This window comes from Oerskovia enterophila, assembly GCF_044748475.1.
GTDB classification, from domain to species: domain Bacteria; phylum Actinomycetota; class Actinomycetes; order Actinomycetales; family Cellulomonadaceae; genus Oerskovia; species Oerskovia enterophila.
The window spans coordinates 48309-72445 of record NZ_JBIVFZ010000007.1 but is presented as its reverse complement, the minus strand read 5'-3'; the positions used below and the strand labels follow the sequence as shown (position 1 = coordinate 72445).

Annotated in this window: 19 protein-coding genes; 5 read left to right on the top strand and 14 right to left on the bottom strand. The window is 71.3% G+C overall.

From position 1 onward, the window contains the following. A complete protein-coding gene (locus tag ACIPWA_RS18865) occupies window positions 1–3777 on the bottom strand; it encodes a nitrate reductase subunit alpha (RefSeq protein WP_400292144.1) in 3777 nt (1258 codons plus the stop codon). Between the two features lie 185 nt (window positions 3778–3962). Between ACIPWA_RS18865 and ACIPWA_RS18860 the strand changes: the two genes are divergently transcribed. Continuing rightward, window positions 3963–4751 carry a helix-turn-helix transcriptional regulator gene (locus tag ACIPWA_RS18860; protein ID WP_056647089.1) on the top strand — a complete coding sequence of 263 codons (789 nt, stop codon included), beginning with the start codon at window positions 3963–3965 and terminating at the stop codon, window positions 4749–4751. Window positions 4752–4879: 128 nt separating this feature from the next. On the opposite strand, the gene ACIPWA_RS18855 is transcribed toward ACIPWA_RS18860, so the two are convergent. The 4 genes from ACIPWA_RS18855 to ACIPWA_RS18840 all read right to left on the bottom strand — a co-directional run bounded on the left by ACIPWA_RS18855 (window position 4880) and on the right by ACIPWA_RS18840 (window position 10015). Further along, entirely contained in the window at window positions 4880–6184 is a 1305-nt protein-coding gene (locus ACIPWA_RS18855; protein ID WP_056647091.1) for an MFS transporter, read from the bottom strand. A 588-nt stretch (window positions 6185–6772) separates the two neighbouring features. Continuing rightward, window positions 6773–7624 (bottom strand): TrmH family RNA methyltransferase, encoded by an 852-nt coding sequence (locus ACIPWA_RS18850; RefSeq protein WP_400292140.1) that lies wholly within the window; start codon window positions 7622–7624, stop codon window positions 6773–6775. A gap of 145 nt (window positions 7625–7769) precedes the next feature. Continuing rightward, the gene (locus tag ACIPWA_RS18845; protein ID WP_400292139.1) at window positions 7770–9011 is read right to left on the bottom strand and encodes a glycosyltransferase; all 1242 of its coding nucleotides are present in this window, start codon (window positions 9009–9011) and stop codon (window positions 7770–7772) included. Beyond that, window positions 9008–10015, bottom strand: coding sequence for a phosphodiester glycosidase family protein (locus ACIPWA_RS18840; RefSeq protein WP_400292137.1), 1008 nt, complete (start codon window positions 10013–10015; stop codon window positions 9008–9010). Before ACIPWA_RS18840 ends, ACIPWA_RS18845 begins: the two co-directional genes overlap by 4 nt. A 203-nt stretch (window positions 10016–10218) precedes the next feature. Between ACIPWA_RS18840 and ACIPWA_RS18835 the strand changes: the two genes are divergently transcribed. After that, window positions 10219–10662 carry a hypothetical protein gene (locus tag ACIPWA_RS18835; RefSeq protein ID WP_157257392.1) on the top strand — a complete coding sequence of 148 codons (444 nt, stop codon included), beginning with the start codon at window positions 10219–10221 and terminating at the stop codon, window positions 10660–10662. A 218-nt stretch (window positions 10663–10880) separates the two neighbouring features. Here ACIPWA_RS18835 and ACIPWA_RS18830 read toward each other — a convergent pair whose 3' ends face one another. From ACIPWA_RS18830 to ACIPWA_RS18805, 6 genes are all read right to left on the bottom strand, one after another. Further along, window positions 10881–12815: an ABC transporter ATP-binding protein gene (locus tag ACIPWA_RS18830; RefSeq protein ID WP_369800648.1), complete on the bottom strand. Its 1935-nt coding sequence runs from the start codon at window positions 12813–12815 to the stop codon at window positions 10881–10883. Window positions 12816–13015: 200 nt separating this feature from the next. Next, on the bottom strand, window positions 13016–14755 hold the full coding sequence (locus ACIPWA_RS18825) for an ABC transporter ATP-binding protein (RefSeq protein ID WP_068625937.1): 1740 nt from the start codon (window positions 14753–14755) through the stop codon (window positions 13016–13018). Between the two features lie 146 nt (window positions 14756–14901). Further along, window positions 14902–15675 (bottom strand): TetR/AcrR family transcriptional regulator, encoded by a 774-nt coding sequence (locus ACIPWA_RS18820; protein WP_400292134.1) that lies wholly within the window; start codon window positions 15673–15675, stop codon window positions 14902–14904. A 128-nt stretch (window positions 15676–15803) separates the two neighbouring features. After that, on the bottom strand, window positions 15804–17039 hold the full coding sequence (locus ACIPWA_RS18815) for an SPFH domain-containing protein (protein WP_400292132.1): 1236 nt from the start codon (window positions 17037–17039) through the stop codon (window positions 15804–15806). Between the two features lie 66 nt (window positions 17040–17105). Then, the gene (locus ACIPWA_RS18810) at window positions 17106–17555 is read right to left on the bottom strand and encodes an NfeD family protein (protein WP_056647117.1); all 450 of its coding nucleotides are present in this window, start codon (window positions 17553–17555) and stop codon (window positions 17106–17108) included. Window positions 17556–17712: 157 nt separating this feature from the next. After that, window positions 17713–18498 carry an ABC transporter ATP-binding protein gene (locus ACIPWA_RS18805; RefSeq protein ID WP_056647120.1) on the bottom strand — a complete coding sequence of 262 codons (786 nt, stop codon included), beginning with the start codon at window positions 18496–18498 and terminating at the stop codon, window positions 17713–17715. A 27-nt stretch (window positions 18499–18525) separates the two neighbouring features. Between ACIPWA_RS18805 and ACIPWA_RS18800 the strand changes: the two genes are divergently transcribed. Further along, window positions 18526–19365 carry a hypothetical protein gene (locus tag ACIPWA_RS18800; protein WP_056647124.1) on the top strand — a complete coding sequence of 280 codons (840 nt, stop codon included), beginning with the start codon at window positions 18526–18528 and terminating at the stop codon, window positions 19363–19365. On the opposite strand, the gene glgA is transcribed toward ACIPWA_RS18800, so the two are convergent. After that, on the bottom strand, window positions 19329–20549 hold the full coding sequence (glgA, locus tag ACIPWA_RS18795; protein WP_400292129.1) for a glycogen synthase: 1221 nt from the start codon (window positions 20547–20549) through the stop codon (window positions 19329–19331). The two genes, ACIPWA_RS18800 and glgA, sit on opposite strands and share 37 nt — an antisense overlap. Window positions 20550–20685: 136 nt before the next feature. Between glgA and ACIPWA_RS18790 the strand changes: the two genes are divergently transcribed. Together ACIPWA_RS18790 and serB are read left to right on the top strand one after the other, a co-directional pair. Further along, the gene (locus tag ACIPWA_RS18790) at window positions 20686–21924 is read left to right on the top strand and encodes a glucose-1-phosphate adenylyltransferase (protein ID WP_056647129.1); all 1239 of its coding nucleotides are present in this window, start codon (window positions 20686–20688) and stop codon (window positions 21922–21924) included. Further along, the gene (gene serB, locus ACIPWA_RS18785) at window positions 21917–22594 is read left to right on the top strand and encodes a phosphoserine phosphatase SerB (RefSeq protein ID WP_400292127.1); all 678 of its coding nucleotides are present in this window, start codon (window positions 21917–21919) and stop codon (window positions 22592–22594) included. Before ACIPWA_RS18790 ends, serB begins: the two co-directional genes overlap by 8 nt. A gap of 91 nt (window positions 22595–22685) precedes the next feature. Here serB and ACIPWA_RS18780 read toward each other — a convergent pair whose 3' ends face one another. Further along, on the bottom strand, window positions 22686–23255 hold the full coding sequence (locus tag ACIPWA_RS18780) for a SixA phosphatase family protein (protein WP_231907835.1): 570 nt from the start codon (window positions 23253–23255) through the stop codon (window positions 22686–22688). A gap of 14 nt (window positions 23256–23269) precedes the next feature. Further along, window positions 23270–24037 carry an enoyl-ACP reductase FabI gene (gene fabI, locus ACIPWA_RS18775; RefSeq protein ID WP_056647143.1) on the bottom strand — a complete coding sequence of 256 codons (768 nt, stop codon included), beginning with the start codon at window positions 24035–24037 and terminating at the stop codon, window positions 23270–23272. Window positions 24038–24137: the final 100 nt, after the last annotated feature.

The following is a 24137-nucleotide window of genomic DNA, read 5'->3' as shown; positions in this document are numbered from 1 at the left end:
TCAGTACTCCACTTCCTGGTTGCGCCGACGGATGACCGTGTACTCGTCGCGCTGGTTGCCGGTCGGCCCGTAGTAGTTGAAGGCGTAGGTGAGCTGGCCGTACCCGCCCAGGAGGTGCGTGGGCTTCATCATGATCATCGTCAGCGCGTTGTGGATGCCCCCTCGCTTGCCCGAGGCCTCGGCCTTGGGCACGTCGATGTTGCGGTCCTTCGAGTGGTACATGTAGACCGTGCCCGTGGGCATGCGGTGCGAGACCACGGCCCGGGCCACGACCACGCCGTTCCGGTTGACCGCCTCGATCCAGTCGTTGTCCGCGATCCCCGCGGTCCGCGCGTCCTCCTCGGAGATCCAGATCGTGGGGCCCCCGCGCGAGAGCGCGAGCATGTACGGGTTGTCCTGGAACTGCGAGTGCATGGACCACTTGGAGTGCGGGGTCAGGTAGCGCACCGTGACCTCGGTCGAGCCGGGCTCGCTGAAGCCCTGGTGACCGAAGTGGCGCGCCATGTCGAGCGGCGGCCGGTAGACCGGGAGCTGCTCGCCGAGCTCGGTCATCCAGTCGTGGTCGACGAAGAAGTGCTGGCGCCCCGTGAGCGTGTGCCACGGCTTGAGCCGCTCGACGTTGACCACGAACGGGGAGTAGCGCCGGCCGCCCTGCTCGGAGCCCGACCACTCGTAGCTCGTGAAGACGTTCTGCGGCCCGGTCAGGGTCTGGGCGAACGTGACCTGACGGTCGTGGTTCTCCTCGGCCAGGTCCGCGAGCGGCTTGCCGACCCGCTTCTCGAGGGCCTTGAAGCCCGCGACCGAGACCGCGCCGTTGGTCGTGCCCGACAGCGCGAGGATCGCCTCGCACATGTGCGCCGCGGTCTCGAGCGACGGGCGTCCCTTCGCGACACCGTCCTTGCGCACGCCGTTGGCCTTCGCGAGGAACTCGACGGCCTGCTCGGGCACGACCGTGACGCCCTTGGTCGTGGTCCCGACCTTCGAGATCAGCGGCCCGACGGCGCGCATCTTCTCGGCGATCTGGGTGTAGTCGCGCTCGATCACCACGAGGCGCGGCATGGTCACGCCGGGGACGGGCTCGCACTCGCCCTTGCGCCAGTCGAGGACGACGCCTCCGGGCTGGGCCATCTCGTCGGGGGTGTCGTGCGTGAGGGGGGCCGCGATCACGTCGGTGCGGGTGCCCAGGTGGATCTTGGCGAGCTCGGAGACCTTGTCGGCGAGCCCCAGGAACGCGTCGTAGTCGGTCCTGGCCTGCCACGGCGGCGCGATGGCAGCGTTGAGGGCGTGCACGAACGGGTGCATGTCCGTGGTCGAGATGTCTTGCTTCTCGTACCAGGTCGCGGCCGGGAGCACGACGTCGGCGAACAGCGAGGTCGAGGTCATGCGGAAGTCGATGTTGGTCAGCAGGTCGAGCTTGCCCTCGGGGGCCTCGTCCCGCCAGACGACCTCCTCGGGGCGACGCTCGGGCGGGGTCTCGTGCGCCCTCAGCGACGAGTCGGCGCCCAGCAGGTGCTTGAGGAAGTACTCGTTGCCCTTGGCAGAGTTCCCGATGAGGTTCGCGCGCCAGACCGTCAGGACGCGCGGGAAGTTCTGCGGGTCGTCGGGGTCCTCGACCGCGAACTTCAGAGCGCCGCTGCGCAGCTCGGACACCACGTGGTCGGCGACCGGCACGCCGGCGGCCGCGGCCTCGTCGCACAGGTCGAGCGGGTTGCGGTCGAACCCGGGGTGCGAGGGCGTCCAGCCCATGCGGGCCGCCTGGGTCAGGCAGTCCATCATGCTGCGGTCCTTGAGGGTGCCCGGACCGGTCGGCGAGGCGAGCTCGTCCGCGCCGAAGCCCTCGTAGCGCCACTGGTCGGTCGCGGTGTACCAGAACGCCGTGCCGGCCATGTGGCGCGTGGGGCGCTGCCAGTCGAGCGCGAAGGCCATGTGCTGCTGCCCCGTCACGGGCCGCGCCTTCTCCTGCCCGACGTAGTGGGCCCAGCCGCCACCGTTCACGCCCTGGCACCCGGTGAGGGTCAGGAGGGCGATGAACGTCCGGTAGATGGTGTCCGCGTGGTACCAGTGGTTGGTACCCGCGCCCATGATGATCATGGACTTGCCCTTGCTCACCTCGGCGTTGCGCGTGAACTCGCGCGCGATCCTGGTGCACTGCTCGGCAGGCACCCCGGTCAACGCTTCCTGCCACGCGGGGGTCCCGGGAGACTCGGCGTCGTCGTAGCCCGTGGGCCACGACCCCGGAAGCCCGTCGCGCCCCACGCCGTACTGCGCCATGAGCAGGTCGAACACGGTCGTCACGAGGCGGTCGCCCACGCGGATCGCCGGGACGCCGCGCAGGACCGAGGAGCCGCCCTCGGTCGCGCCGACGTCGAAGCGCGGCAGCTCGACGACGACCCCCTGCGCCTCGGCTCCCGCGTGCGTCAGGCCCAGCAGGCTCAGCGCCGGGTCGTGGTCCTCGAGGTCGAGGTTCCAGCGCCCCACGCCGTCCTCGGTCCACCGGTCGGCCAGCGTGCCGTTCGGCACCGTGAGCGCGTCGGCGGCCGTGTCGAGGAAGACCGGGCGGAACTCGGGGCGCTCGCCCGTCGCCCCCGCGACGGGCAGCCCGTCCAGGTCGGCTACCGTGAGGAACTTGGCGGGCCGGAAGACCGGGGCGGCTCCGCCGTCGGGCAGCGTGCCCTCCTGGCCTGCGCCCTGGCCGCCCTCCCCGGGAGCCTCGTCGAGCGTGACCAGGAACGGCGCGTCCGTGTACGTGCGCGAGTAGGCCTCGAAGTACGGGACCTGGCGGTCGCGGTAGAACTCGGTGAGCAGCACGTGGCCCATGGCCTGCGCGAGCGCGCCGTCCGTGCCCGGGGCGGGCGCGAGCCAGTCGTCAGCGAACTTCACGTTGTCCGCGTAGTCGGGGCTGATCGCGACGACCTTGGTCCCCTTGTAGCGGGCCTCGGCCAGGAAGTGGGCGTCGGGCGTGCGCGTCACCGGGACGTTCGAGCCCCACATCATGATGTAGCTCGAGTTCCACCAGTCGCCCGACTCGGGGACGTCGGTCTGGTCTCCCCAGATCTGCGGGCTCGCGGGCGGCAGGTCCGCGTACCAGTCGTAGAAGCTCAGCAGCGTCCCGCCGATCATCGACAGGAAGCGGGTCCCGACCCCGAAGCTCGCCATCGACATGGCCGGGATCGGCGTGAAGCCCACGCACCGGTCCGGCCCGTACGCCTTGATCGTGTAGACGTGGGCCGCGGCCATGATCTCGGTCGCGAGCTCCCAGTCCGCACGGACCAGGCCGCCCTTGCCGCGGGCGCGCTTGTAGAGCGTCGCCTTGAGGGGGCTCTCGACGACCTCGGCCCATGCGAGCACCGGGTCGCCCAGGCGGCAGCGCGCGTCGAGGTACATCTCGAGCAGGACACCGCGCACGTACGGGTAGCGCACTCGCGACGGCGAGTACGTGTACCAGGAGAACGACGCGCCGCGCGGGCAGCCGCGCGGCTCGTACTCGGGGCTGTCGAGCCCCGTCGTCGGGTAGTCGGTGCCCTGGTGCTCCCAGGTGATGAGGCCGTCCTTGACGTACACGTCCCACGCGCACGACCCCGTGCAGTTCACGCCGTGGGTCGAGCGCACGACCTTGTCGTGCGCCCAGCGGTCCCGGTAGAACCGGTCCCACTCCGAAGGGTTCGTCTCGATCATGGCGTGCGCCGAGTCGAACACCTCCGTCTGGGGGAAGTGGCTGCGCGTCGTGAGCAGCTTCTTCATCAGGGGCGACATGGCCGCCTGGTCGTCGATGGTCATGGCGAGAGCTCCTCGGGGACTGCGTGGGGGGCGTTCAGCGCACGGGCTACGGAGGCACCCGAGGGGGTGCTCCGTGCGGCGGACCGACCGCGCGTGCGAGAGTTGTCGTGCCGAGCACAGCGGGCGGGGGCAGCCCTGCGGCTCGGGACCAGAGATCCAGGAACGGGAAGAAGTGGGGCGAGCACGTGCCCAGACAGCACGTCAACGGTGGGTTCGACGGCACGACGGGTCGCAGCAACCACGGCGGACGGCGGACGCACGTCATCCAGCTGCTGCGCGACTCCAAGACGCCGGTGTCGGTCAAGGACGTCGCCGAGGAGGTGGGCGTCCACCAGAACACGGCGCGGTTCCACCTCGAGTCGCTCGTCGACTCGGGCCTGGCCGAGCGCACCCAGCAGACCCGGACGACACCCGGCCGGCCCAAGGTCCTGTACCGCGGCACCCTGCCCAACCAGACGCACGAGCGGGCCCAGGCCTACCGCCTCCTGGCCGAGGCACTGACGACCGCGGTCGCCGACAACGTGCCGGACGCGGGCGCCGTGACGTACGCCGTGGGACGCACGTGGGGCCGGAACCTCACCGAGCCGCCCGAGCCCGACGAGGCCATCGACGAGCACGAGGTCTCGGCCCGGCTCGTGTCCAAGCTCGACGCGCTCTGGTTCGCCCCCACGCTCGGCGGCGAGCCGTCGGCGCAGGTTGCGTCGCCGGGCGGCGCGGGCATGGACGCGCTCGTCCTCAACAACTGCCCGTTCGTCGCGACGGCCCGCTGCACCCCGCAGGTCGTGTGCTCGCTGCACGCGGGGTTCATCAACGGCGCGCTCGCCGAGCTCGGGTCGAGCCGGCGGGCGACCGCCCTGGTCCCCCAGTTCGGCGAGCACCACTGCGTCGCCCGCCTCGAGACCGTGGACGTGGGACGCCACGACGAGGCCGCGCAGATCCCGATCCTCGTGGCGGGCCGGGTCGCCCCCGCCTGACAGGGGCGCTCCCGGCCGGGGTACTTCCTGCGTGGCCGCACCCGGCGTGACCGCACCCGGCCGGGCCTCGCCCGAGGGGGCGAGGCCGGGCGCGGGGCGTGCCGGACGCACTGCTGACGGGCGCACGGTCAGCTCTTGGCCTCGGCGCCGGGGCGTGCGTAGAAGTGCCACGCGATGCCCGCGCACAGGAGCGCGTAGGCGATGATCCCGCCGAACACGGCCGTCCTCGGCAGGTAGTTGAACAGCATCGAGAACAGGAACGGTCCGAACGCGGCGATCGCGGCCGTCCAGCCGATCACGCCACCCGCCTGACGGGCCGGGAAGATCATGGGCATCTGCTTGAACGTCGCGGCGTTGCCGACCCCGCAGAAGAAGAAGATCAGGACCATCCCGGTCATGAAGATCGGGAGGCTGGGCGTCTCGCCGTCCGCCACCGTGACCTGACCGAACAGCACGAGCCCGGCCGAGGCCGCGACGCCGATCCCGGACACCACGGTCCAGACGCCCCCGCCGAAGCGGTCGCAGAGCGGCCCCCAGCACATGCGGGCGAGCGAGCCGACGAGCGCGCCGAGGAAGACCCAGGTCAGGTACTCGGGGCCGAACTGCTGCTTGAGGAGCATGCCGAACGTGCCGGCGAGCCCGGAGAAGATCCCGAACGTGAGGACGTACTCCATGGTCATGAGCCAGGTGTGCTTGTTCTGGAAGATGTCGAACTGCTGCTTGAGGTTGGCCTTGACCGGCACCGACTTGAGCAGGGTCCAGGCGAGCACGACGCCGACGACCGCGAACGGGATGAAGATGAGGCCCGGGTTCTGCAACCAGACCTGGCGCGGCTCGGCGTTCTGCGGGTGCGCGAGCTGGCCGGCGAGGCCGAACATCCCGAACCCGATGGCCCACGGGACGACGAACTGGACGACCGAGACGCCGAAGTTGCCGATCCCTGCCTGCAGACCCAGGGCCGTGCCCTGCTTGCTCTTGGGGAAGAAGTACGACGTCGAGGGCATGTAGCCCGAGAAGACGCCGCCGCCGAGGCCGGCTGCCAGGGCGAGCGCGACGAGCAGCGCGTACGAGGGCTGCGTCGGGAGCATCACGACCCAGGTCCACCCGACGAACGGGATGATCATGAGGAGCGCGGACAGCGTCAGCATCTTGCGGGTGCCGAGCATGGGCGGGAGCATCATCCAGACGATGCGGAGCAGGCCGCCCGTGAGGCCGGGCATGGCGAGCAGCCAGTACGACTGGCTCTCGCTCAGGTCCCACCCGGTGACCGTGCCGAGCGTGGGGATGAGCGCCCCGGGCAGGTACCAGATGATGAACGCGAGCATGAGGTTGAACGTCGTGACCCAGAGCGTGCTCCAGGCGACCTTCGAGTCCCAGCGCTGGGGGTCGTTGGGGTCCCAGTCGAGGAGGTCGCGGCGCGCGTCGGTGCTCACCTGGTGTGCTGGTCTGGGGGCTACGTCGGCTGTGACCACCGGGTGTCTCCGTCCGAGAAGTGGGGCTGGGGGCACCCACAACATATGGACGAGTTCACTCGTGCGTACCGGGACCTAGGTCCCGTCGCGGCGCCCTTGGTCCCGAACCGGGACAGCGGCGTCGACAGCCCTCTGACCTGCGGACTTGGCCGTCCGAGGCGTTGTTGTGGATCAACTCGGGCGGGCTCGTCCCCCGTGGCCCCGTGGTGCCCGACGGCGGGCCGCGCCAGGCGCGCGGGCGACGGTCGGAGCGGGCCGTTTCGCCCGAAGAACGGCGGTCGGCCGAGGGGTGCCGCGACAGGCCTTCGACTTTGTGCTTTCCGTCACAATCGACGTCCTGCGAGGTCAGGAGGAGTGTTCGGGGCTGCCGTCGGGGCTGGTGCCCGGGTGCCCGACGGCGTCGCGCACGTCAGGCGGGGGCCTCGCCTGCGCGGCGGTCAGCCCAGCCCGCTTGCTGCGGAGCCACCACGATTGTTGTAGCTCCATGGAAGGCACCTCCCGCCCTCGCGACCCGGCGCGGCACACGGGACTGCGCCACTCAGGCGACCTCTACGCGCGCGTCGCCCAGAACACCACCGCGGCGCTCGCCGCGACGTTGAGCGAGTCCACTCCCCCGCTCATCGGGATCTTCACGACGTGGTCCACGGCCGTGAGCGTCGAGCGCTGCAGCCCGTGGCCCTCGGTCCCGAACACGAACGCCGACCTCTCGTCGCCCCGCGCGACGTACTCGTCGAGCGTGAGCGAGTCGTCCGACAGCGCGAGCGCCGCGACCGTGAACCCGTGCTCGCGTAGCTCCTCGACGCCCTCCGGCCACGACTCGAGCCGCGTCCACGGCACCTGGAACACCGTCCCCATCGAGACCCGCACGCTGCGCCGGTACAAGGGGTCCGAGCAGCGCGGCGACACGAGCACGGCGTCCACCCCGAGGCCGGCCGCCCCGCGGAAGATCGCGCCCACGTTGGTGTGGTCGACGATGTCCTCCAGGATCGCGACCCGTCGTGCGCCCTGCCCGTCGCGGGCGGTCGTGAGCAGCTCGTGCACGCTCGGCAGGACCGGTCGGTGCATCGCGGACAGCGCGCCACGGTGCAGGTTGAAACCGGTGATCGACTCCAGGATGGCGGGCTCGGCGATGTACACGGGCACTGGCTCGCCCGTCCCTCCGGGCCCGTCGTCCAGCCCGACGGCGGAGATCGCCTCCTCGAGGCCCGGGAGCCACTTCTCGGCCATGAGGAACGACCGCGGCCGGTGCCCGGCACGGAGGGCCCGGTGGATCACCGTGGTGCTCTCGGCGATGTACATGCCCTTCTCCGGCTCGTTCTTCGAGCGGAGCTCGACGTCCGTGAGGTTCGTGTAGTCGGCGAGCCGAGGGTCGGCCGGGTCGGTCACGTGGATGATCTGCACGCTCAGATTCTCCCGCACCGACGGGGGCCGATCGGCATCGGGCGGCCATGACACCCGACCGCTCACCGACGCCGACCGGGGCTCCCCTCAGAGACCCACCGGTGCCGAGCACGAGGTTGCGGTCGTTCTGACGGCGTTCGCGACCTCAACCTCGTGGTCGAGCGCACGGAACCTCGTGCTCGGTGACCGGCCGCACGGCGGCAGCGACGCTCCCGCTCGCTCCGGACCGTCGGGACCGTCCGGCCACCGGAGCACCGTCCGGAGTGCCGTCCGGTGTGGTCCGGACCATCTGGGTCGCGGGCCCCGTCGTGTCCGTCGGCACCCCCGGACGGAACACCACGCGCCTCTGCACCTGATAGCTCGTCGCGAACAGCAGCACCTCGGTCACGACCTTGGCAGGCAGCAGCGCGAGCCCCAGCCCGGTCAGACCCCAGAGCATCCCGTATCCCGCGACCAGCAGCCCGACCGCGAGCGCCGCGTACCGCAGCGCGGCCCCCCGCCCGCGCCCGCTGTCGCCCGCAGCACCAGCACCAGCACCAGCACCAGCACCAGCACCAGCACCAGCGAACACCCGCCGGTTCACCACGAAGTTCACGGCCCCGCTGACCCCGCGCGCCCCCACGACGGACACCAGCAGGGACCCGGTCACGGCGTCGAGCACCAGCAGCGCCGCGGTGTCGATCCCGAACGCGAGGAGCGACGACAGCGAGAACGCGAGCAGCGGCGCGTAGATGCGGGCCGAGTCGGCGAGGGGCCGGAAGTGCGAGGACGCGTTGTCGTCGAGGTAGATGGTCTCGATCTCGACCTCGACCACGGGTCGCCCCTCGCGCGCCGCGGCCAGCAGCATGTTGAGCTCGTACTCGTACCGGTCGCCGCGCACGTCGAGGAGCCACCCGATCATCGAGGCGGGGTACCCGCGCAGGCCGGTCTGGGTGTCCTGGACCCGTAGCCCGGTCGCCGCGTGGAACAGCCACCGGGTCACGGTGTTGCCGAGCCGGCTGCGCACGGGCACGTCCCCGGCGAACGCGCGCGCCCCGAGGACCATGGCCCCCTCACCGGCGGACACCTGCTCCCCGACCCGCAGGACGTCAGCGACTCCGTGCTGCCCGTCGGCGTCGGCGCACACCACGTCCTGGCCGGGCCAGCGCCGCGCGACCTCGGCGAACCCGCGCCGCAGCGCCGCGCCCTTGCCGCGATTGGCGGCGAACCCGACGACGACCGCCCCGACGCGAGCGACGTCGTCGAGCACGGGGCGGAACCTCGGCCCGCTGCCGTCGTCGACCACGACGATCCCCTGCACAGCGCCCGTGGCACGCAGCTCGGCGACCAGCCGCACGAGCGTCGAGTCCGGCTCGTAGGCCGGGACCAGCACGATCACGGCCGTCACTCCCCGACGTACAGGATGTCGGAGGTGCCCCGCTCGGCGCCGCGGCCGAGGGGGTCGTTGACGAGCTCGCCGTCGTAGTACATGGTCGACGACCCGCCGCCGTCGAGGTTGTACGCGGTCGTGGCCCCCAGGTCCTGCATGATCTCGGCGAGCCCGGTCATGGTGACGCCGCGGCTGTACCCGGTGCTGCGCCCGTCGACCACGACGAACACCAGGTGGTTCGCGTCGACCACGCCCACGGCGGTGCGGGGCTGCTCGCCCTGGATCGAGTGGTTGCCGACGTTGGTGTCGACCTCGACGCCGTCGATCCCGTCGACGACCTCTCCGTCGTCGAGCAGCGCGGGCCCGAACGACAGCGTGTTCCACACGCCCGCGTCCACGAGCTCCTGTGCGGTCGTGGTCGTCTCGTCGTAGATCTCGACGGTCCCGTCGCGGTAGAACGCGAGGCCCTCGCGCGCGCCTTCGTCGCGGTAGACGACGCCGTTGCGGATCACGATGCCCGTGGACCGGAACCCGTAGTAGTCACCGTTGATCGCGAAGAGCGCGTCGTTGTCGGCCGCGATGTCGGAGGTCTTCTCGGTGATGTTCTCGCCGTACGCGTCCTGGGCGAACGCCGAGCGCAGGTCGGTCGCGTCCCCCAGGACGACGTCCGCGACGTAGTACGTCACGGTGTCGTCACCCGCGCCCTCGACGACCTGGCGCACGCTCACGCCCGTCCCGTCGGAGGTCGCGCTCGTGCCCGCGCTCGAGGTGCCCGACGACGTCGCCGCCTCCGCGGAGCCGCTCGCCGAGGCCCGGCTCGCCTCGTAGGCCGAGACGTCGGCGATCTCGACGTGCTCGACGACGAACCGGTCGAGCGCCCAGGCGGTCGTCCCGCCGAGGGCCAGGGTGAGCGCCAGCCCGCCGGCGAGCAGCACCCGCCGTCGGCGCCGTCGGGGTGTCGGCGCGACGACCGAGGGCTCGGGGGCGGACGAGGTGCTGGGGTGCGGTTCGTGGAAGGTCATGCCTCCGGTCTACGGACCCGGCGTGTGCCCTCCGCAGGTGCCGGCTGAGGGGTCGCTGTGAGGCCCGACCTGACAGCACCGCGTGATCCCGATCACGAGGGATCGCTCCCAGGAGGACCTCGGAATGAGACGTCGCTCACTCTTGGACATCCGTCCCCCTTATGCATACTTTCACCCGGGTTCCCGCGTGATTTCATGGATCCATGAGAAAGCAGATGCTGGCACTTGCGGCTGTGGGCGCTATCGCGCTCCTGAGCGCGTGCGCGACCGACACGGCAACCGACAGCGGTTCCTCGCCCGACGAGACCCCCACGGGCGCCACGAGCGCCGAGGTGTGCGCGAAGTACTTCGACGGCGGTGACCAGTCGCTCGCGCAGCGCGTCACCGACGAGCTCGAGTACGACATGACCGCCCTCACCGAGGACGAGTCGAACGCCATGCGCAGCACCAACATCCAGCTCGAGGCCGTCCTGCGCCTCGCTGGTCCGGAGGACGCCAACGCCCTCATCAGCAGCATCAAGACCCCGTTCCAGATGGCCGACGACCTCTTCAAGGGCACGGGCGACAGCATCGACACGACGGGCGTCACCGAGGCCGTGGCCGAGCTCGAGTCGCTCTGCGCCGGCGCGGGCTACACCGCTTCCTGACGCTCCACCCCAGATCACGCCCGCGACCCGGGCGACACCTCGAACGCCGGTCCCGCCCAGAAGGCGGTGCCGGCGTTCGTCGTCCTACGGCACGGGGCCTGTCACACCGGTACGGGCCCGTCACACGGCGAGGCCCCGGCGACGACGTCACCGGGGCCCCACGGGTCACCGCCTCAGGCGGTCACCCTCACGCGTCACCGCCTCGCACGGTCACGAGGTCACCGGGTCATCTCGCCCTCGACGGCCTCCTCGACCGCCGCGGCCGCGAACTGGCTCTCGTAGAGCCGCGCGTACGCGCCGCCCTTCTCGATGAGCACCTCGTGGTTGCCCATCTCGACGATCGCGCCGTCCTCCATGACGAGGATGACGTCGGCATCGCGGATGGTCGACAACCGGTGCGCGATCACGAACGAGGTCCGCCCGGCGCGCAGCGCGTTCATGGCCTGCTGCACGAGCACCTCGGTCCGAGTGTCGACCGAGCTGGTCGCCTCGTCGAGGATGAGGATCGCCGGGTCGGCGAGGAACGCGCGTGCGATCGTCAGGAGCTGCTTCTCGCCCGCGCTCACGCCCGAACCCTCGTCGTCGATCACGGTCGCGTAGCCGTCGGGCAGCGTGCGCACGAACGGGTCCACGTGCGTGGCACGCGTCGCCTCGAGGAACTGCTCCTCGGTGACCTCGACGCCGTCGGGCACGCCGTAGCGCAGGTTCTCCTCGATGGTGCCCTTGAAGAGCCAGGTGTCCTGCAGGACCATGCCGATGTTGGACCGCAGCCCGTCCCGGCTCATGGTCCGGACGTCGACGCCGTCGAGCGTGATGCGCCCGCCGTCGACCTCGTAGAACCGCATGATGAGGTTCACGAGCGTCGTCTTGCCGGCTCCCGTGGGTCCGACGATCGCGACGGTCTGGCCGGGCTCGGCCACGATCGACAGGTCGTCGATCAGCGGGCGGTCGGGCACGTAGCGGAACGAGACGTCCTCGAACGCGACCCGGCCCTGCACGTCCGTGACGACGGCCGCGGGCGAGGGGTCCGGGGACTGCTCCTCGGCGTCGAGCAGCTCGAACACGCGCTCCGCGGAGGCGACGCCCGACTGCAGGAGGTTCATCATCGACGCGATCTGCGTGATGGGTTGCGTGAACTGGCGCGAGTACTGGATGAACGCCTGGACGTCACCCAGCGACAGGGTTCCCGACGCGACGCGCAGGCCGCCGACCACGGCCACGATCACGTAGTTGAGGTTCGCGACGAAGCCCATCGCGGGCTGGATGATCCCGGAGATGAACTGCGCCTTGAAGCTCGCCTCGTAGAGCTCGGCGTTCTCGGTCTCGAACGTGTCGACGGCCGTCTGCTGGTGGCCGTAGACCTTGACGAGCGCGTGGCCCGTGTACATCTCCTCGACGTGCGCGTTGAGGCGCCCGGTCGCGGCCCACTGCTTGATGAACTGCGGCTGCGAGCGCTTGGCGATCAGGGCCGTGACGAGCACCGAGAGCGGCACGGTCACGAGCGCGATGACCGCGAGCAGCGGCGAGATCCAGAACATCATGGCGAGCACGCCGACCACGGTCAGGACCGAGGTCACGAGCTGCGACAGCGTCTGCTGGAGGGTCTGCGCGACGTTGTCGATGTCGTTGGTGACGCGGCTGAGGACCTCGCCCTTCTTCTGCCGGTCGAAGTACGACAGCGGCAGGCGACCGAGCTTGGCCTCGACCTCGGCGCGCAGGCGGCGCACCGTGCGCTGGACCACGGACGTGGTCACGCGACCCTGGATCCACCCGAAGAGGAAGGACCCGACGTAGATCGCGAGGACCAGCAGCAGGATCGTGCGCAGGGCCGCGAAGTCGATGCCCTGGCCGGGCACGACGTCCATGGCCGCGAGCATGTCGGCCTGCGTGCCCTGGCCGTTGGCGCGCAGGTTCTCGACGGCCTGCGCCTTCGTCACGTCCGCGGGCATCTGCGAGCCGATCACGCCCGCGAAGATCACGTTGGTGCCGTTGCCGAGGAGCTTGGGGCCCAGCACGGCGAGGGTCACGGACAGGATCGACAGGACCGTGATGACGACGACGGCGAGCCGCTCGACACGCAGGTAGCCCGCGAAGCGCTTGAGGGAGCCCGTGAAGTCCATGGCCTTCTCGGTGGGCATGCCCATGCCGCCCATGGGGCCGTGGCCGCCGCCCTGCGGGCGTCCCTTGAGGCGTGTGGTGGACAGGTCGGGCTTGTCGCCCGCAGCGTCCACCCCGTCCTGGGGTTCCGGAGCGTCGTGCGTCGGCGCGCCGTCCTGCACACCGCCCGACGACGTCACGAAGGTCTCGGCGTTCTTGTCGCCCGGGTTGTCGCCAGGGCGGGGGGTCTGGGTGCTCATGCTGCCTCCTGCGCCGAGAGCTGCGAGTACACGATCTCCTGATATGTCTCGCACGTCTCCAGGAGCTCGTCGTGGGTGCCGGTGCCGACGATGCGCCCGTGCTCGAGCACGACGATCTGCTCGGCGTGGCGGATGGTCGCGACCCGCTGGGCGACCAGGAGGACCGTGGCCTCGCGGGTGCGGGGTGCGAGCGCGAGCCGCAGGGCGGCGTCGGTCGCGTAGTCGAGGGCCGAGAACGAGTCGTCGAACAGGTACACGCTGGGCTTGCGCACGATCGCCCGGGCGATCGCGAGCCGCTGGCGCTGGCCGCCCGAGAAGTTGGTGCCGCCCTGGGACACAGGAGCGTCGAGCTGTCCTTCGAGCTGCTCGACGAAGTCGCGGGCCTGCGCGACCTCGAGCGCCTCCCAGACCTCCTCGTCGGTCGCGTCCTCCTTGCCGTAGCGCACGTTGTCGCGCACGGTCCCGGAGAACAGGTAGGCCTTCTGGGGGACGTAGCCGATCATCGACCACAGGTCCTGGAGCGCGACGTCGCGGACGTCGGTGCCGTCGATGCGGACCGAGCCCTTGGTCGCGTCGAAGAGCCGCGGGACGAGCTGGAGCAGCGTCGTCTTGCCCGATCCCGTGGACCCGATGATCGCGGTCGTGCCGCCGGGACGCGCCGTGAACGTGAGGTCGTGGAGCACGGGGTCCTCGGCACCGGGGTACCGGAAGTCCACGTCCTCGAACGTGATGACTCCGGTGCGGTCCTCGCGGGGCGCCAGGCGGACCGGCGTCGGGGACTCGACCACGGTGGTCTCGGTGTCGAGGACCTCGCCGATGCGCTCGGCCGAGACGGCCGCGCGCGGGACCATCATGAAGATCATGGTCGACATCATCACGGCCATGAGGATGTACATGATGTAGCTGAGGAACGCCGTGAGCGCCCCGATCTGCATCCCGTCCTGGACGCGGTACGCACCGAACCACAGGACCGCGACGCTGGTCGCGTTCATGACGAGCATGACGGTCGGGAACATCAGCGCCATGAGCTTGCCGACCCGCAGCGAGGTGTCGTAGAGCCGGTCGTTGGCGACCGCGAAGCGCTCCTCCTCGCGACGCTCGCGCACGAAGGCCCGGATGACGCGGATGCCGGAGATCTGCTCGCGCAGCACCCCGTTGATCGCGTCGATGCGCTTCTGCATCTTGCGGAAGTACGGCACCATGCGCGAGATGATCAGCCCCACGACGACCCCGAGCACGGGCACCACGACCAGGAGCAGCGCCGAGAGCTCGACGTCCTCCTGGAGCGCCATGATGACGCCGCCCACGAGCATGATGGGCGCCATGACCATGATGGTGAAGCCCATGAGCACCACCATCTGGACCTGCTGGACGTCGTTCGTGGTGCGCGTGATGAGCGACGGGGCACCGAGCACACCCATCTCCTGCGCGGAGAACGACTGGACGCGCGTGAAGAGCCCGTTGCGCACGTCGCGCCCGAACGACATGGCGACCTTGGCGCCGAAGTACACCGCGACGATCGCGCAGATCACCTGACCGAGGCTGATCGCGAGCATGACGCCGCCCGTGCGCATGATGTAGGCGGTGTCGCCCTGCGTGACGCCCTTGTCGATGATGTCGGCGTTGAGGCTGGGCAGGTAGAGGGTCGCGATGGTCTGCACGAGCTGGAGCACGAGCAGGATCGATATGGGCGTCCAGTACGGGCGGAGGTAGGTCTTCAGGAGACGTTGGAGCATCTGGGGTGTCCTGTCGGAGGTGGGGGCGGGGCGAGCAGGTCTCAAGGTGCCCGACGGCGGAGCGCACGTCGAGCGATTTCGGTGACCTCGGCGAGAGGTCCAGCATGCGACGCCGCGGTGAGGTCCGCGACGGCAGGCCGAGCGCCTCAGGCGAGCGACGCCGTCGGGTCCGGGGCTGCGACGTGCGGGTCGGGCGGACGGACCGCCGCGTGGGGCGGGCCCACCGCATGGGGCGGGCCCGCGCCCTGGCACGGCGCCTCGAGGACGCCGTGGAGGAACACGTCGACGATCTGGGTCGCGTCGAGCGGCCCGTCCTGGAACAGCAGCGGGCTCGCATGGCCGTGCACGAGGAAGAAGAAGACGCTCGCGGCCACGCGGGGCTCGGTCCGCAGCTCGTCCGCGTACGGGACGAGGCTCGCCTCGATCGCCTCGACGATGTCCTGGACGGCCGACATCCGGGCGTCGCGGTGCGAGTCCGGGCCCTGCTTGCCATGGTTGCGGTGCACGTCGTCCCGGTGGCGACGGCGGGCGTCGCCCCCCGGACCGCCCGGCGGGCCGCCCCGGTCCCCCATGACCTGATGGGCGACCTGGACGATCTTGGCGGTCGCGCGCTGGCTGTCCTGGATCAGCTCGGCCAGGGCCGTGAGGGTCTCCGGGAGGGACCCGCGGTCGGCCGTCTCGCTGATCGCGCGCACGAGCGGCGCCGGGTCGAGCGCGGCCACGAGGGCCGCGTGGATCAGCTCGTCCTTGTCCTCGAACGCGCGGAAGAGCGTGCCCTCGGCGACGTCGGCCGCCTGGGCGATCTGCCGGGTCGTCACGGCCGAGCCGTAGCGCGCGAGCAGGGGGACGGTCGCGGCGGCGATCGCCGCGCGGCGGTCGTCACGGCTCATGGGTCGGGCGCGGCCCGAGGGGGTGCTCACGCCCTCGACCCTAAATGAGTGAGCACTCACTCGTCAAGGTTGCCCGACGCAACCAGATGCACGGACGCCCGAGGGGGCGCCGCGAGCGCGGCGCCCCCTCGGGCGTACGGTCCTGCTGTGGTGATGCCCTAGGGGCGATCCTCCGGCGTCCCCTCGCCGGGCTCCGACGCGTCGGTCGGGACGGCCGGCGGGCCGAGCGGACGCGGCGACGCGGTGCCCGGCTCCGGGGCCGGGGCGAAGCGCTGGCCGGGGACCCCGGGGCGCTGCCCGCTCTCCGCCTGCGGGTCGAACGGCAGGCCCGAGTGCGTGCCCGCGCTCGTGGCGTCGGCCGTCGCGGCCTCGGCCTGACGACGGGCCTCGGCGAGCGCCTCGGCCGGGTCGACCAGTGCCGGGGTGCCGAACTTGACGCGGTCCCGGTCGCGCTCGCGGCGCGCCGCCTCGGAGGGCTCGTACCCTTCGCCGGACGGCGTGGGCGCACCGCCGCCGAAGCCCTGCGCGATGGATCCCAGCGCCGCGGTGAACTCGGTGGGGACGACCCACAGCTTGCTCGCGGTGCCGTCGGCGATCTTGGGCAGCATCTGCAGGTACTGGTAGGCGAGCAGCTTGGGGTCCGCGTCGCCCTCGTGGATCGCGTCGAAGACCTGCAGGATGGCCCGCGCCTCACCCTCGGCGTTCAGGATCGCGGCCTGCGCGTTGCCCTCTGCGCGCAGGATCGCGGCCTGCTTCTCGCCCTCTGCGGTCAGCACCTGGGACTGCTTGATGCCCTCGGCCGTGAGGATCGTGGCGCGACGGTCACGCTCGGCGCGCATCTGCTGCTCCATGGAGCCCTGCACGCTCGCGGGCGGGTCGATCGACTTGAGCTCGACGCGGTTGACGCGCACGCCCCAGCGCCCGGTCGCCTCGTCGAGCACGCCGCGGAGCTGGCCGTTGATCTGGTCGCGGCTCGTGAGCGTCTGCTCGAGGTCCATGGAGCCGACGACGTTGCGCAGCGTGGTGACCGTGAGCTGCTCGATGCCCTGGATGTAGTTGGCGATCTCGTAGACCGCCGACTTGGGCTCGGTGACCTGGAAGTAGATGACCGTGTCGATGCTGACCACGAGGTTGTCCGAGGTGATCACGGGCTGCGGGGGGAACGAGACCACCTGCTCGCGCAGGTCGACACCCGCACGCACGCGGTCCACGAACGGGATCAGCAGGTGCAGACCGGGCTCGAGCGTGCTCGAGTAGCGACCCAGCCGCTCGATGATCAGCGCGGTGGCCTGCGGGACGATCCGCACCGCCTTGACGAGCGCGATGATCACGAACAGCAGGATCAGCCCGAGCACGATGTAGACGGCGATCATTCCGGGTTCTGGTTCAGTCATCGATCTTTCTCCTGAGGATGCTTCTCGGCGGAAGGGCGGGGCGGACGGAGCGACGGCTGGACGGGCTCAGACGGTGTGGCTGTCGGAGGCGACCGACTGCACCACGGCCGTGGCCCCGTCGATGCGGACCACACGGACCTCGGTACCGGTCGCCAGCTCCGGCGACCCGTCCACGGTCCGGGCGCTCCAGATCTCTCCCTGGAGCTTGACGCGGCCGCCCAGCTCGGTCACCCGGGACACGACGACGGCGGACCGACCCACCTGGGCGGCGGCGCCGGTCTCGGTGAGCGGCATGCGGTGACGCAGGTGGCGCAGCAGCCACGGGCGCAGCGAGAACAGGAGAGCGGCCGAGACGACCGCGAAGGTGATGATCTGCAGCCACAAGGGACCGCCGGCCGCGTTGACCCCCGCGGCTGCGAACGCTCCCCCGGCGAACATGATGAGCACCAGGTCGAGCGAGATGATCTCGATCAGGACGAAGAGGAGACCCGCTCCGACCCACCACAACCAGTCCATGACGGTTCCTTCCGTCGTGCGGCTCGTCCTGCGCGTCGTGGACGCGTCGACATCACCTGCGTTGACACCACCTGCGTTCTTTGCCCAGATTTTACCGGAAGAACGAGTTCCGTGCACCTATCGGGCGTGTCGGACGCGGGGCGTCCGGGGCCGCGCGTCAGCGCGCCGCGCGCGCCATCCAGCGACCGCCGCCGTGCGCGACGAACAGCGGCAGGCCGAACGCCGCGCTCAGGTTCTCCGCCGTCAGGACCTCGTGCAGCGGACCGGCGCGGTGGACGCCGCCGTCCTTGAGCAGCAGGACGTGCGTGAAGCCCGGCGGGATCTCCTCGACGTGGTGCGTCACGAGGACCAGCACGGGCGAGGCAGGGTCCGCAGCAAGCTCCGAGAGCGCCCCGACGAGCTCCTCGCGCCCGCCCAGGTCCAGGCCGGCGGCGGGCTCGTCGAGCAGCAGCAGCTCCGGGTCGGTCATGAGCGCGCGGGCGATCTGCACGCGCTTGCGCTCACCCTCGCTCAGCGTGCCGAACAGGCGGTCGGCCAGCGGCAGCACGTCGAAGGCCGCGAGCAGGTCGTCGGCACGCTCGGTGTCGAACTCCTCGTACGTCTCCGTCCAGCGGCCCGTGACGCCGTAGGCCGCGGTGACCACCACGTTGCGGACGGTCTCCGAGGCCGGGATCTGCTCCGCGAGCGCCGCGCTCGCCAGGCCGATGCGGGGCCGCAGCCCGAACACGTCGGTGCGGCCCATCCGCTCGCCGAGCAGGTCCGCGCTGCCCGCGGTGGGGTGCATGCGTGCTGCCGCGATCTGCAGCAGGGTCGTCTTGCCCGCGCCGTTGCGGCCCAGGATCACCCACCGCTCGCCCTCGTTCACCTGCCAGTCCACGGAGTCGAGGATGGTCTTCGTGCCACGGCGCACCGTGACTGCCTGCAGGTCCAGAACCGAGCTCATGGGACACGACCCTATAGGTTGGCGGACGTGGAATCCCACTCTGCCCTCGCGCTCCCCCGTACCGTCGTCCTCGCCCTGTGGTCGCAGGCGCTCGGCCCGCAGGCCGACGAGCCGGTCGATCCCGACGGCCCCGGCACGGCCCTCGTGCGCCGCGCGGTCGCCGCGGTGCGGCTCGACGACGAACCGCACACGGTCGAGGGCGACGGGACGGCCTCGACCCTGACCGACCTGGTCGCCCGCTGGACCCGTTCGCCGTTCGAGGTGTGCGCGGTGCTGCCGGCCCCCGGCGACCCGCTCGGCGTGCCGTCGGTCGTGAGCGCCGACGCGACCGACGCCGAGGAGTGCCTGCTCGTGCAGTCCCCCGAGGGCGCCTGGGCGCTCGTGCCCGAGGTCACGGCGTTCGGGAGCGTCTACGAGACGGGGCACCTCGTCACGTGGCGCATGACGCCCGTGCCGACGTGGCGCACCCAGGTGCTCGCCGCCGTCGGGACCCTCGCGGACGCCGAGCGCGACCTGCGCGTGGCCCTGCTCACCGCGACCGAGGCCCTGGCCTCGCTCGACGTCGCCCGCTGGCGCGAGGACGCGGCCGAGACGATCGCGTCGCTGCGGTCCACGACCCCCCCGGACTGGCCGCTGCCCGCGGCCCGCTCGGAGTCGGACGCGCGCCGCGTGCGCGTGCTCGCCCAGGCCGCGCGGCTGCGGGCCATCGTGGACCTGGCCACGGCCGACGACGGCGGCGCGGTCAACCTCTGGCAGGCCGACCAGCGCTCGACCGCCCTGCGCGAGGTCGACCGTGCCGCGCGGCGGGCCATGTCCGCCGCGACCGCCCGCTACGCGGCGGGACCGGACCCGAGCACGCTGCGGTAGACCTCGAGCGTGCGGTCCGCGATCGCGTCCCACGCGAAGTGCTCCTCGACGCGCGTCCGGGCCGCTCGACCCATCTCGCGCGCCCGCTCCGGGTCGGAGACGACCGCGACGAGCGCAGCGGCGAGGTCGGCGACGAACGTGTCCGGGTCCACGGGCGTGCCCGTCCCGTCGTCGACCTGCTCGATCGGGACCAGGTGGCCCGTGACGTCGTCGTCGATGACCTCGGGGATGCCCCCGGTCGCCGAGCCGACGACGGGCAGACCCACGGCCATGGCCTCGAGGTTCACGATCCCCAGCGGCTCGTAGACCGAGGGGCACACGAACACGGTCGAGGCCGCCAGGACCGCCACGAGCTCCTCGCGCGGGAGCATCTGCTCGATCCACACGACCCCGGTGCGCTGCTCGGCGAGGCGCGCGACGGCCTCGCTCACCTCGGTCGCGATCTCGGGGGTGTCGGGTGCACCCGCGCACAGGATCAGCTGGACCTCCGGAGGGAGCTGAGCGGCCGCGCGCAGCAGGTACGGCAGGCCCTTCTGGCGCGTGATGCGCCCGACGAAGACCACGGCCGGGCGCTCGGGGTCGATCCCGAGGTCGCGGACCACGCGGTCCGCCGCGGCGACCTGCGCCTCGGAACCGGGGCGACGCCAGCCGTCGAGGTCGATCCCGTTGTGGACCACGTGCACCTTGGCCGGGTCGACGTCCGGGTAGCAGCGCAGGATGTCCGCGCGCATGCCCGCCGAGACCGCGATGATGCCGGCCGCGGCCTCGTAGGCCGTCTTCTCGGCCCAGCCCGACAGCGCGTAGCCGCCCCCGAGCTGCTCGGCCTTCCACGGTCGCAGCGGCTCGAGCGAGTGCGCGCTGAGGACGTGCGGGATCCCGTGCAGGAGCGAGGCCAGGTGGCCGCCGAGGTTCGCGTACCAGGTGTGCGAGTGCACGAGGTCGGCTCCTGCGACGTCGTCGGCCATCGCCAGGTCCACGCCGAACGTCCCCAGCACGGGGTTCGCCGAGGAGAGCGAGCCGGGCACCGAGTACCCCGTGACCCCCTCCTCGCTGCGGGGTCCGTCGAAGCTGCGCACGCGCACGTCGATGCGTTCGCGCAGCACACGGGACAGCTCGGCGACGTGGACGCCCGCGCCTCCGTAGACGTAGGGCGGGTACTCACGGGTCAGCAGGTCGACTCTCACGCGGCACACGCTAGCGCGCTCGGCAGGGCCCGTGCGCACGGCAGGCCGCCCGCGACGCTCTCGCACCGCGAATCACCCGCGACCAACACGTGGTTCGGTCCCCACGAACACCGGCCGAGGCCATAAGGTTCTGCCCATGGCCGCCCCACGTGTCCTCGCAATCGTCCTCGCCGGTGGCGAGGGCAACCGGCTCATGCCGCTCACCGCCCACCGCGCCAAGCCGGCCGTCCCGTTCGGCGGTATCTACCGCCTGGTCGACTTCGCGCTGTCGAACCTGGTGAACTCGCACTACCTGCACATCGTCGTGCTGACGCAGTACAAGTCCCACAGCCTCGACCGCCACATCACCAAGACGTGGCGCATGTCGTCGTTGCTCGGGAACTTCGTCGCGCCGGTGCCGGCGCAGCAGCGGGTGGGCAAGCACTGGTACCTCGGCAGCGCCGACGCGATCTACCAGTGCCTGAACATCATCGAGGACGAGCGCCCCGACATCGTCGTGGTCGTCGGTGCGGACCACGTGTACCGCATGGACTTCTCCCAGATGGTCGACGCCCACATCGCGTCGGGGGCCGAGCTGACCGTCGCGGGCATCCGCCAGCCCATCTCGATGGCCGACCAGTTCGGGGTCATCGACACCGACCCCGAGGACCCCACCAAGATCCGCGCGTTCCTCGAGAAGCCGACCGACCCGGTCGGGCTCGCGGACTCGCCGCTCGAGGTCCTGGCGTCCATGGGCAACTACGTCATCAACGCCGACGCGCTCGTCGCGGCCGTCACGGCGGACGCGACCGACCCGGACTCGCGCCACGACATGGGCGGAGACATCGTCCCGGCCTTCGTCGCGCGCGGCACGGCCGGTGTCTACGACTTCATCCGGAACGACGTCCCGGGCTCCACGGACCGCGACCGCGACTACTGGCGCGACGTCGGGACGCTCGACGCGTACTACGACGCGAACAAGGACCTCATCTCGATCACGCCGGTCTTCAACCTCTACAACGACGAGTGGCCGCTGCACACCGGGTACGTGGGCCTGCCGCCCGCGAAGTTCGTCCACTCGGGGCAGGGCCGCCTGGGCCACGCCGCGGACTCGCTCGTCTCCCCCGGCGTCATCATCTCCGGGGCCACCGTGGTGGGCTCGGTCCTGTCCCCCGGCGTCTACCTGCACTCCTGGTCGTCGGTGTCGGACTCCGTCCTCATGGACGGGGTCCAGGTCGAGCGGCACGCCCAGGTCCACCGCGCGATCCTCGACAAGAACGTGATCGTCACCGAGCGCGCCCGCATCGGGCTCGACCCGGCACAGGACCGCGCCCGTGGGTTCACCGTCACCGAGTCGGGCATCACCGTCGTCCCCAAGGGAACCATCGTTGAATAGCACTGCCGCCCGTCCTGACGTCTCGACCCGCCGGTTGGTGGTCATGGACGTCGACTCGACCCTCATCACGCAGGAGGTCATCGAGCTCCTGGCGGACCACGCCGGGACCCGCGAGCTCGTCACCGAGGTCACCGAGCGCGCCATGCGCGGCGAGATCGACTTCGGCGAGTCCCTGCGCGAGCGGGTCGCGACGCTGGCCGGGGTCCCGGTCAGCGCGTTCGAGGACGTGCTCGAGCGCGTCACGCTCACGCCCGGCGCCCGCGAGCTGGTCGCCGAGTTCCAGGGCCGGGGCTGGACCGTGGCCCTGGTCTCCGGGGGCTTCGAGGAGATCGTCGCCCCGCTGGCCGCGAGCCTCGGGATCACGCACTTCCGGGCGAACCGGCTCGAGGTCGTGGACGGCCTGCTCACGGGCAGGACGACCGGCCCCGTGATCGACCGCGCGACCAAGGAGGTCACGCTGCGCGAGCTCGCCGCCAGCGAGGGCGTGGACATGGCGGACACCGTCGCGATCGGCGACGGCGCGAACGACCTCGACATGATCGGCGCGGCCGGCATCGGGATCGCGTTCGCGGCCAAGCCCGTCGTGGTCGCCCAGGCACCCTTCTCCGTCCCGGGTCCGCGCCTCGACGCGGTGCTGGAGATCATCGACGCATCGCGCCGGACCGCCTGAGGATCACCCCGGATCGCGCGCCGGTACGACGAAGCCCCTTCCTCCCGTCGATCGGGTGAAAGGGGCTTCGTGCTTCGCGCGGCTCGCGCCTTCAGCTCGAGGGACGCCCGACGTACGACAGGTTCGCGACCGCACCGTCCCACTCGCCCCACGGGGTCGAGGACTCCAGGACGCTGTACGTCGCCGTGGGGACCCCCACCCGGACCTGGGCGAGCGCGCCCGAGTCCGAGCCGGGGCCGGCCAGGTGCGCCGCGGTCGCTGCCATGGTCGGCTCGTGACCGACCACCAGGAGGGTGCGCACCCGGGAGTCGGCCCCTCGGACCATGTCCAGCACGTCCCGCACGCCCGCGGCGTACAGGGTGTCCGTCACCACGACCTCCGGGGCGACGTCACCCAGGTGCGCCGCGAGGAGGTCCCACGTCTGGCGCGTGCGCAGGGCAGAAGAGCACAGGACGAGCTCGGGGACGAGCGCGGAGTGCGCCAGCGCGGCACCGACCCGGCCGGCCTGACGCCGGCCGTTGAGCGCCAGCGGGCGCAGGACGTCGTCGACTCCGCCGGCAGGCTCCGCCTTGGCGTGCCGGAGCAGCACCAGGCGGTGCGTGCCGCCCGTCGCCCCGGAACCGGCGGCGTCGGACGCCACCGAGGATCTGCCGTCTCGCACGTTCGCCCCTCTCGTCACAGCCCCATGGCGTGCACGCCGCCGTCGACGTGCACGATCTCCCCCGTGGTCGCCGGGAACCAGTCTGACAGCAGCGCGACGACCGCGCGTGCAGCGGGCTCCGCGGTCAGCTGGTCCCAGCCGAGCGGTGCGCGCGTGGGCCAGCCGTCCTCCATCTGCTCGAACCCGGGGATCGACTTCGCCGCGGTGGTGCGGATGGGGCCCGCGGAGACGAGGTTGGTGCGGATGCCCTCCGGGCCGAGGTCGCGCGCGAGGTAGCGGTTCGCCGACTCGAGCCCGGCCTTCGCGACGCCCATCCAGTCGTACACGGGCCACGCGAACTGCGCGTCGAACGTGAGCCCGACGACGGCACCACCGTTGGTCATGAGCGGCTTGGCGGCCACGGCGAGGGACTTGTAGGAGAAGGTCGAGACCTGCAGCGCGGTCGCGACGTCCTCCCAGGTCGCGGAGAGGAAGTTGCCGCCCATGACGCTCTGGGGCGCGAACCCGATCGAGTGCACGACGCCGTCGAGCGTGTCCACGTGCTCGCGGACCGCGTCGGCCAGGCCCGCCAGGTCCTCCTCGTTCGTCACGTCGAGCTGGACGACGGGCGCCTCGACCGGCAGACGCTTGGCGAACGCCTGCGTGAGCTTCATCTGGCGACCGAACGAGGAGAGCACGACCGTGGCCCCCTCCTCCTGCGCGAGCCGGGCCGCGTGGAACGCGATCGAGGAGTCGGTGAGGACGCCGGTGATCAGGAGCTTCTTGCCTTCGAGCAGACCCATCAGATTCTTCTTCCGTTCTTTCGTCGTGCGCTGCTTGAGCGTACTCATGGACGACCTGCCCGGGGTAGTTCTCGGGGGTCGTGCGGTGTGTCGGGGAGCA

What these genes read in the sequence shown, in the direction of transcription:
- ACIPWA_RS18810 (WP_056647117.1), bottom strand. Translation starts at nt 17,555, where the DNA reads ATGGACTGGTTGTGGTGGGTCGGAGCGGGTCTCCTCTTCGTCCTGATC.
- ACIPWA_RS18840 (WP_400292137.1), bottom strand. Translation starts at nt 10,015, where the DNA reads ATGACCTTCCACGAACCGCACCCCAGCACCTCGTCCGCCCCCGAGCCC.
- ACIPWA_RS18790 (WP_056647129.1), top strand. Translation starts at nt 20,686, where the DNA reads ATGGCCGCCCCACGTGTCCTCGCAATCGTCCTCGCCGGTGGCGAGGGC.
- fabI (WP_056647143.1), bottom strand. Translation starts at nt 24,037, where the DNA reads ATGGGTCTGCTCGAAGGCAAGAAGCTCCTGATCACCGGCGTCCTCACC.
- ACIPWA_RS18865 (WP_400292144.1), bottom strand. Translation starts at nt 3,777, where the DNA reads ATGACCATCGACGACCAGGCGGCCATGTCGCCCCTGATGAAGAAGCTG.
- ACIPWA_RS18835 (WP_157257392.1), top strand. Translation starts at nt 10,219, where the DNA reads ATGAGAAAGCAGATGCTGGCACTTGCGGCTGTGGGCGCTATCGCGCTC.
- ACIPWA_RS18815 (WP_400292132.1), bottom strand. Translation starts at nt 17,039, where the DNA reads ATGACTGAACCAGAACCCGGAATGATCGCCGTCTACATCGTGCTCGGG.
- ACIPWA_RS18825 (WP_068625937.1), bottom strand. Translation starts at nt 14,755, where the DNA reads ATGCTCCAACGTCTCCTGAAGACCTACCTCCGCCCGTACTGGACGCCC.
- ACIPWA_RS18830 (WP_369800648.1), bottom strand. Translation starts at nt 12,815, where the DNA reads ATGGGCGGCATGGGCATGCCCACCGAGAAGGCCATGGACTTCACGGGC.
- ACIPWA_RS18805 (WP_056647120.1), bottom strand. Translation starts at nt 18,498, where the DNA reads ATGAGCTCGGTTCTGGACCTGCAGGCAGTCACGGTGCGCCGTGGCACG.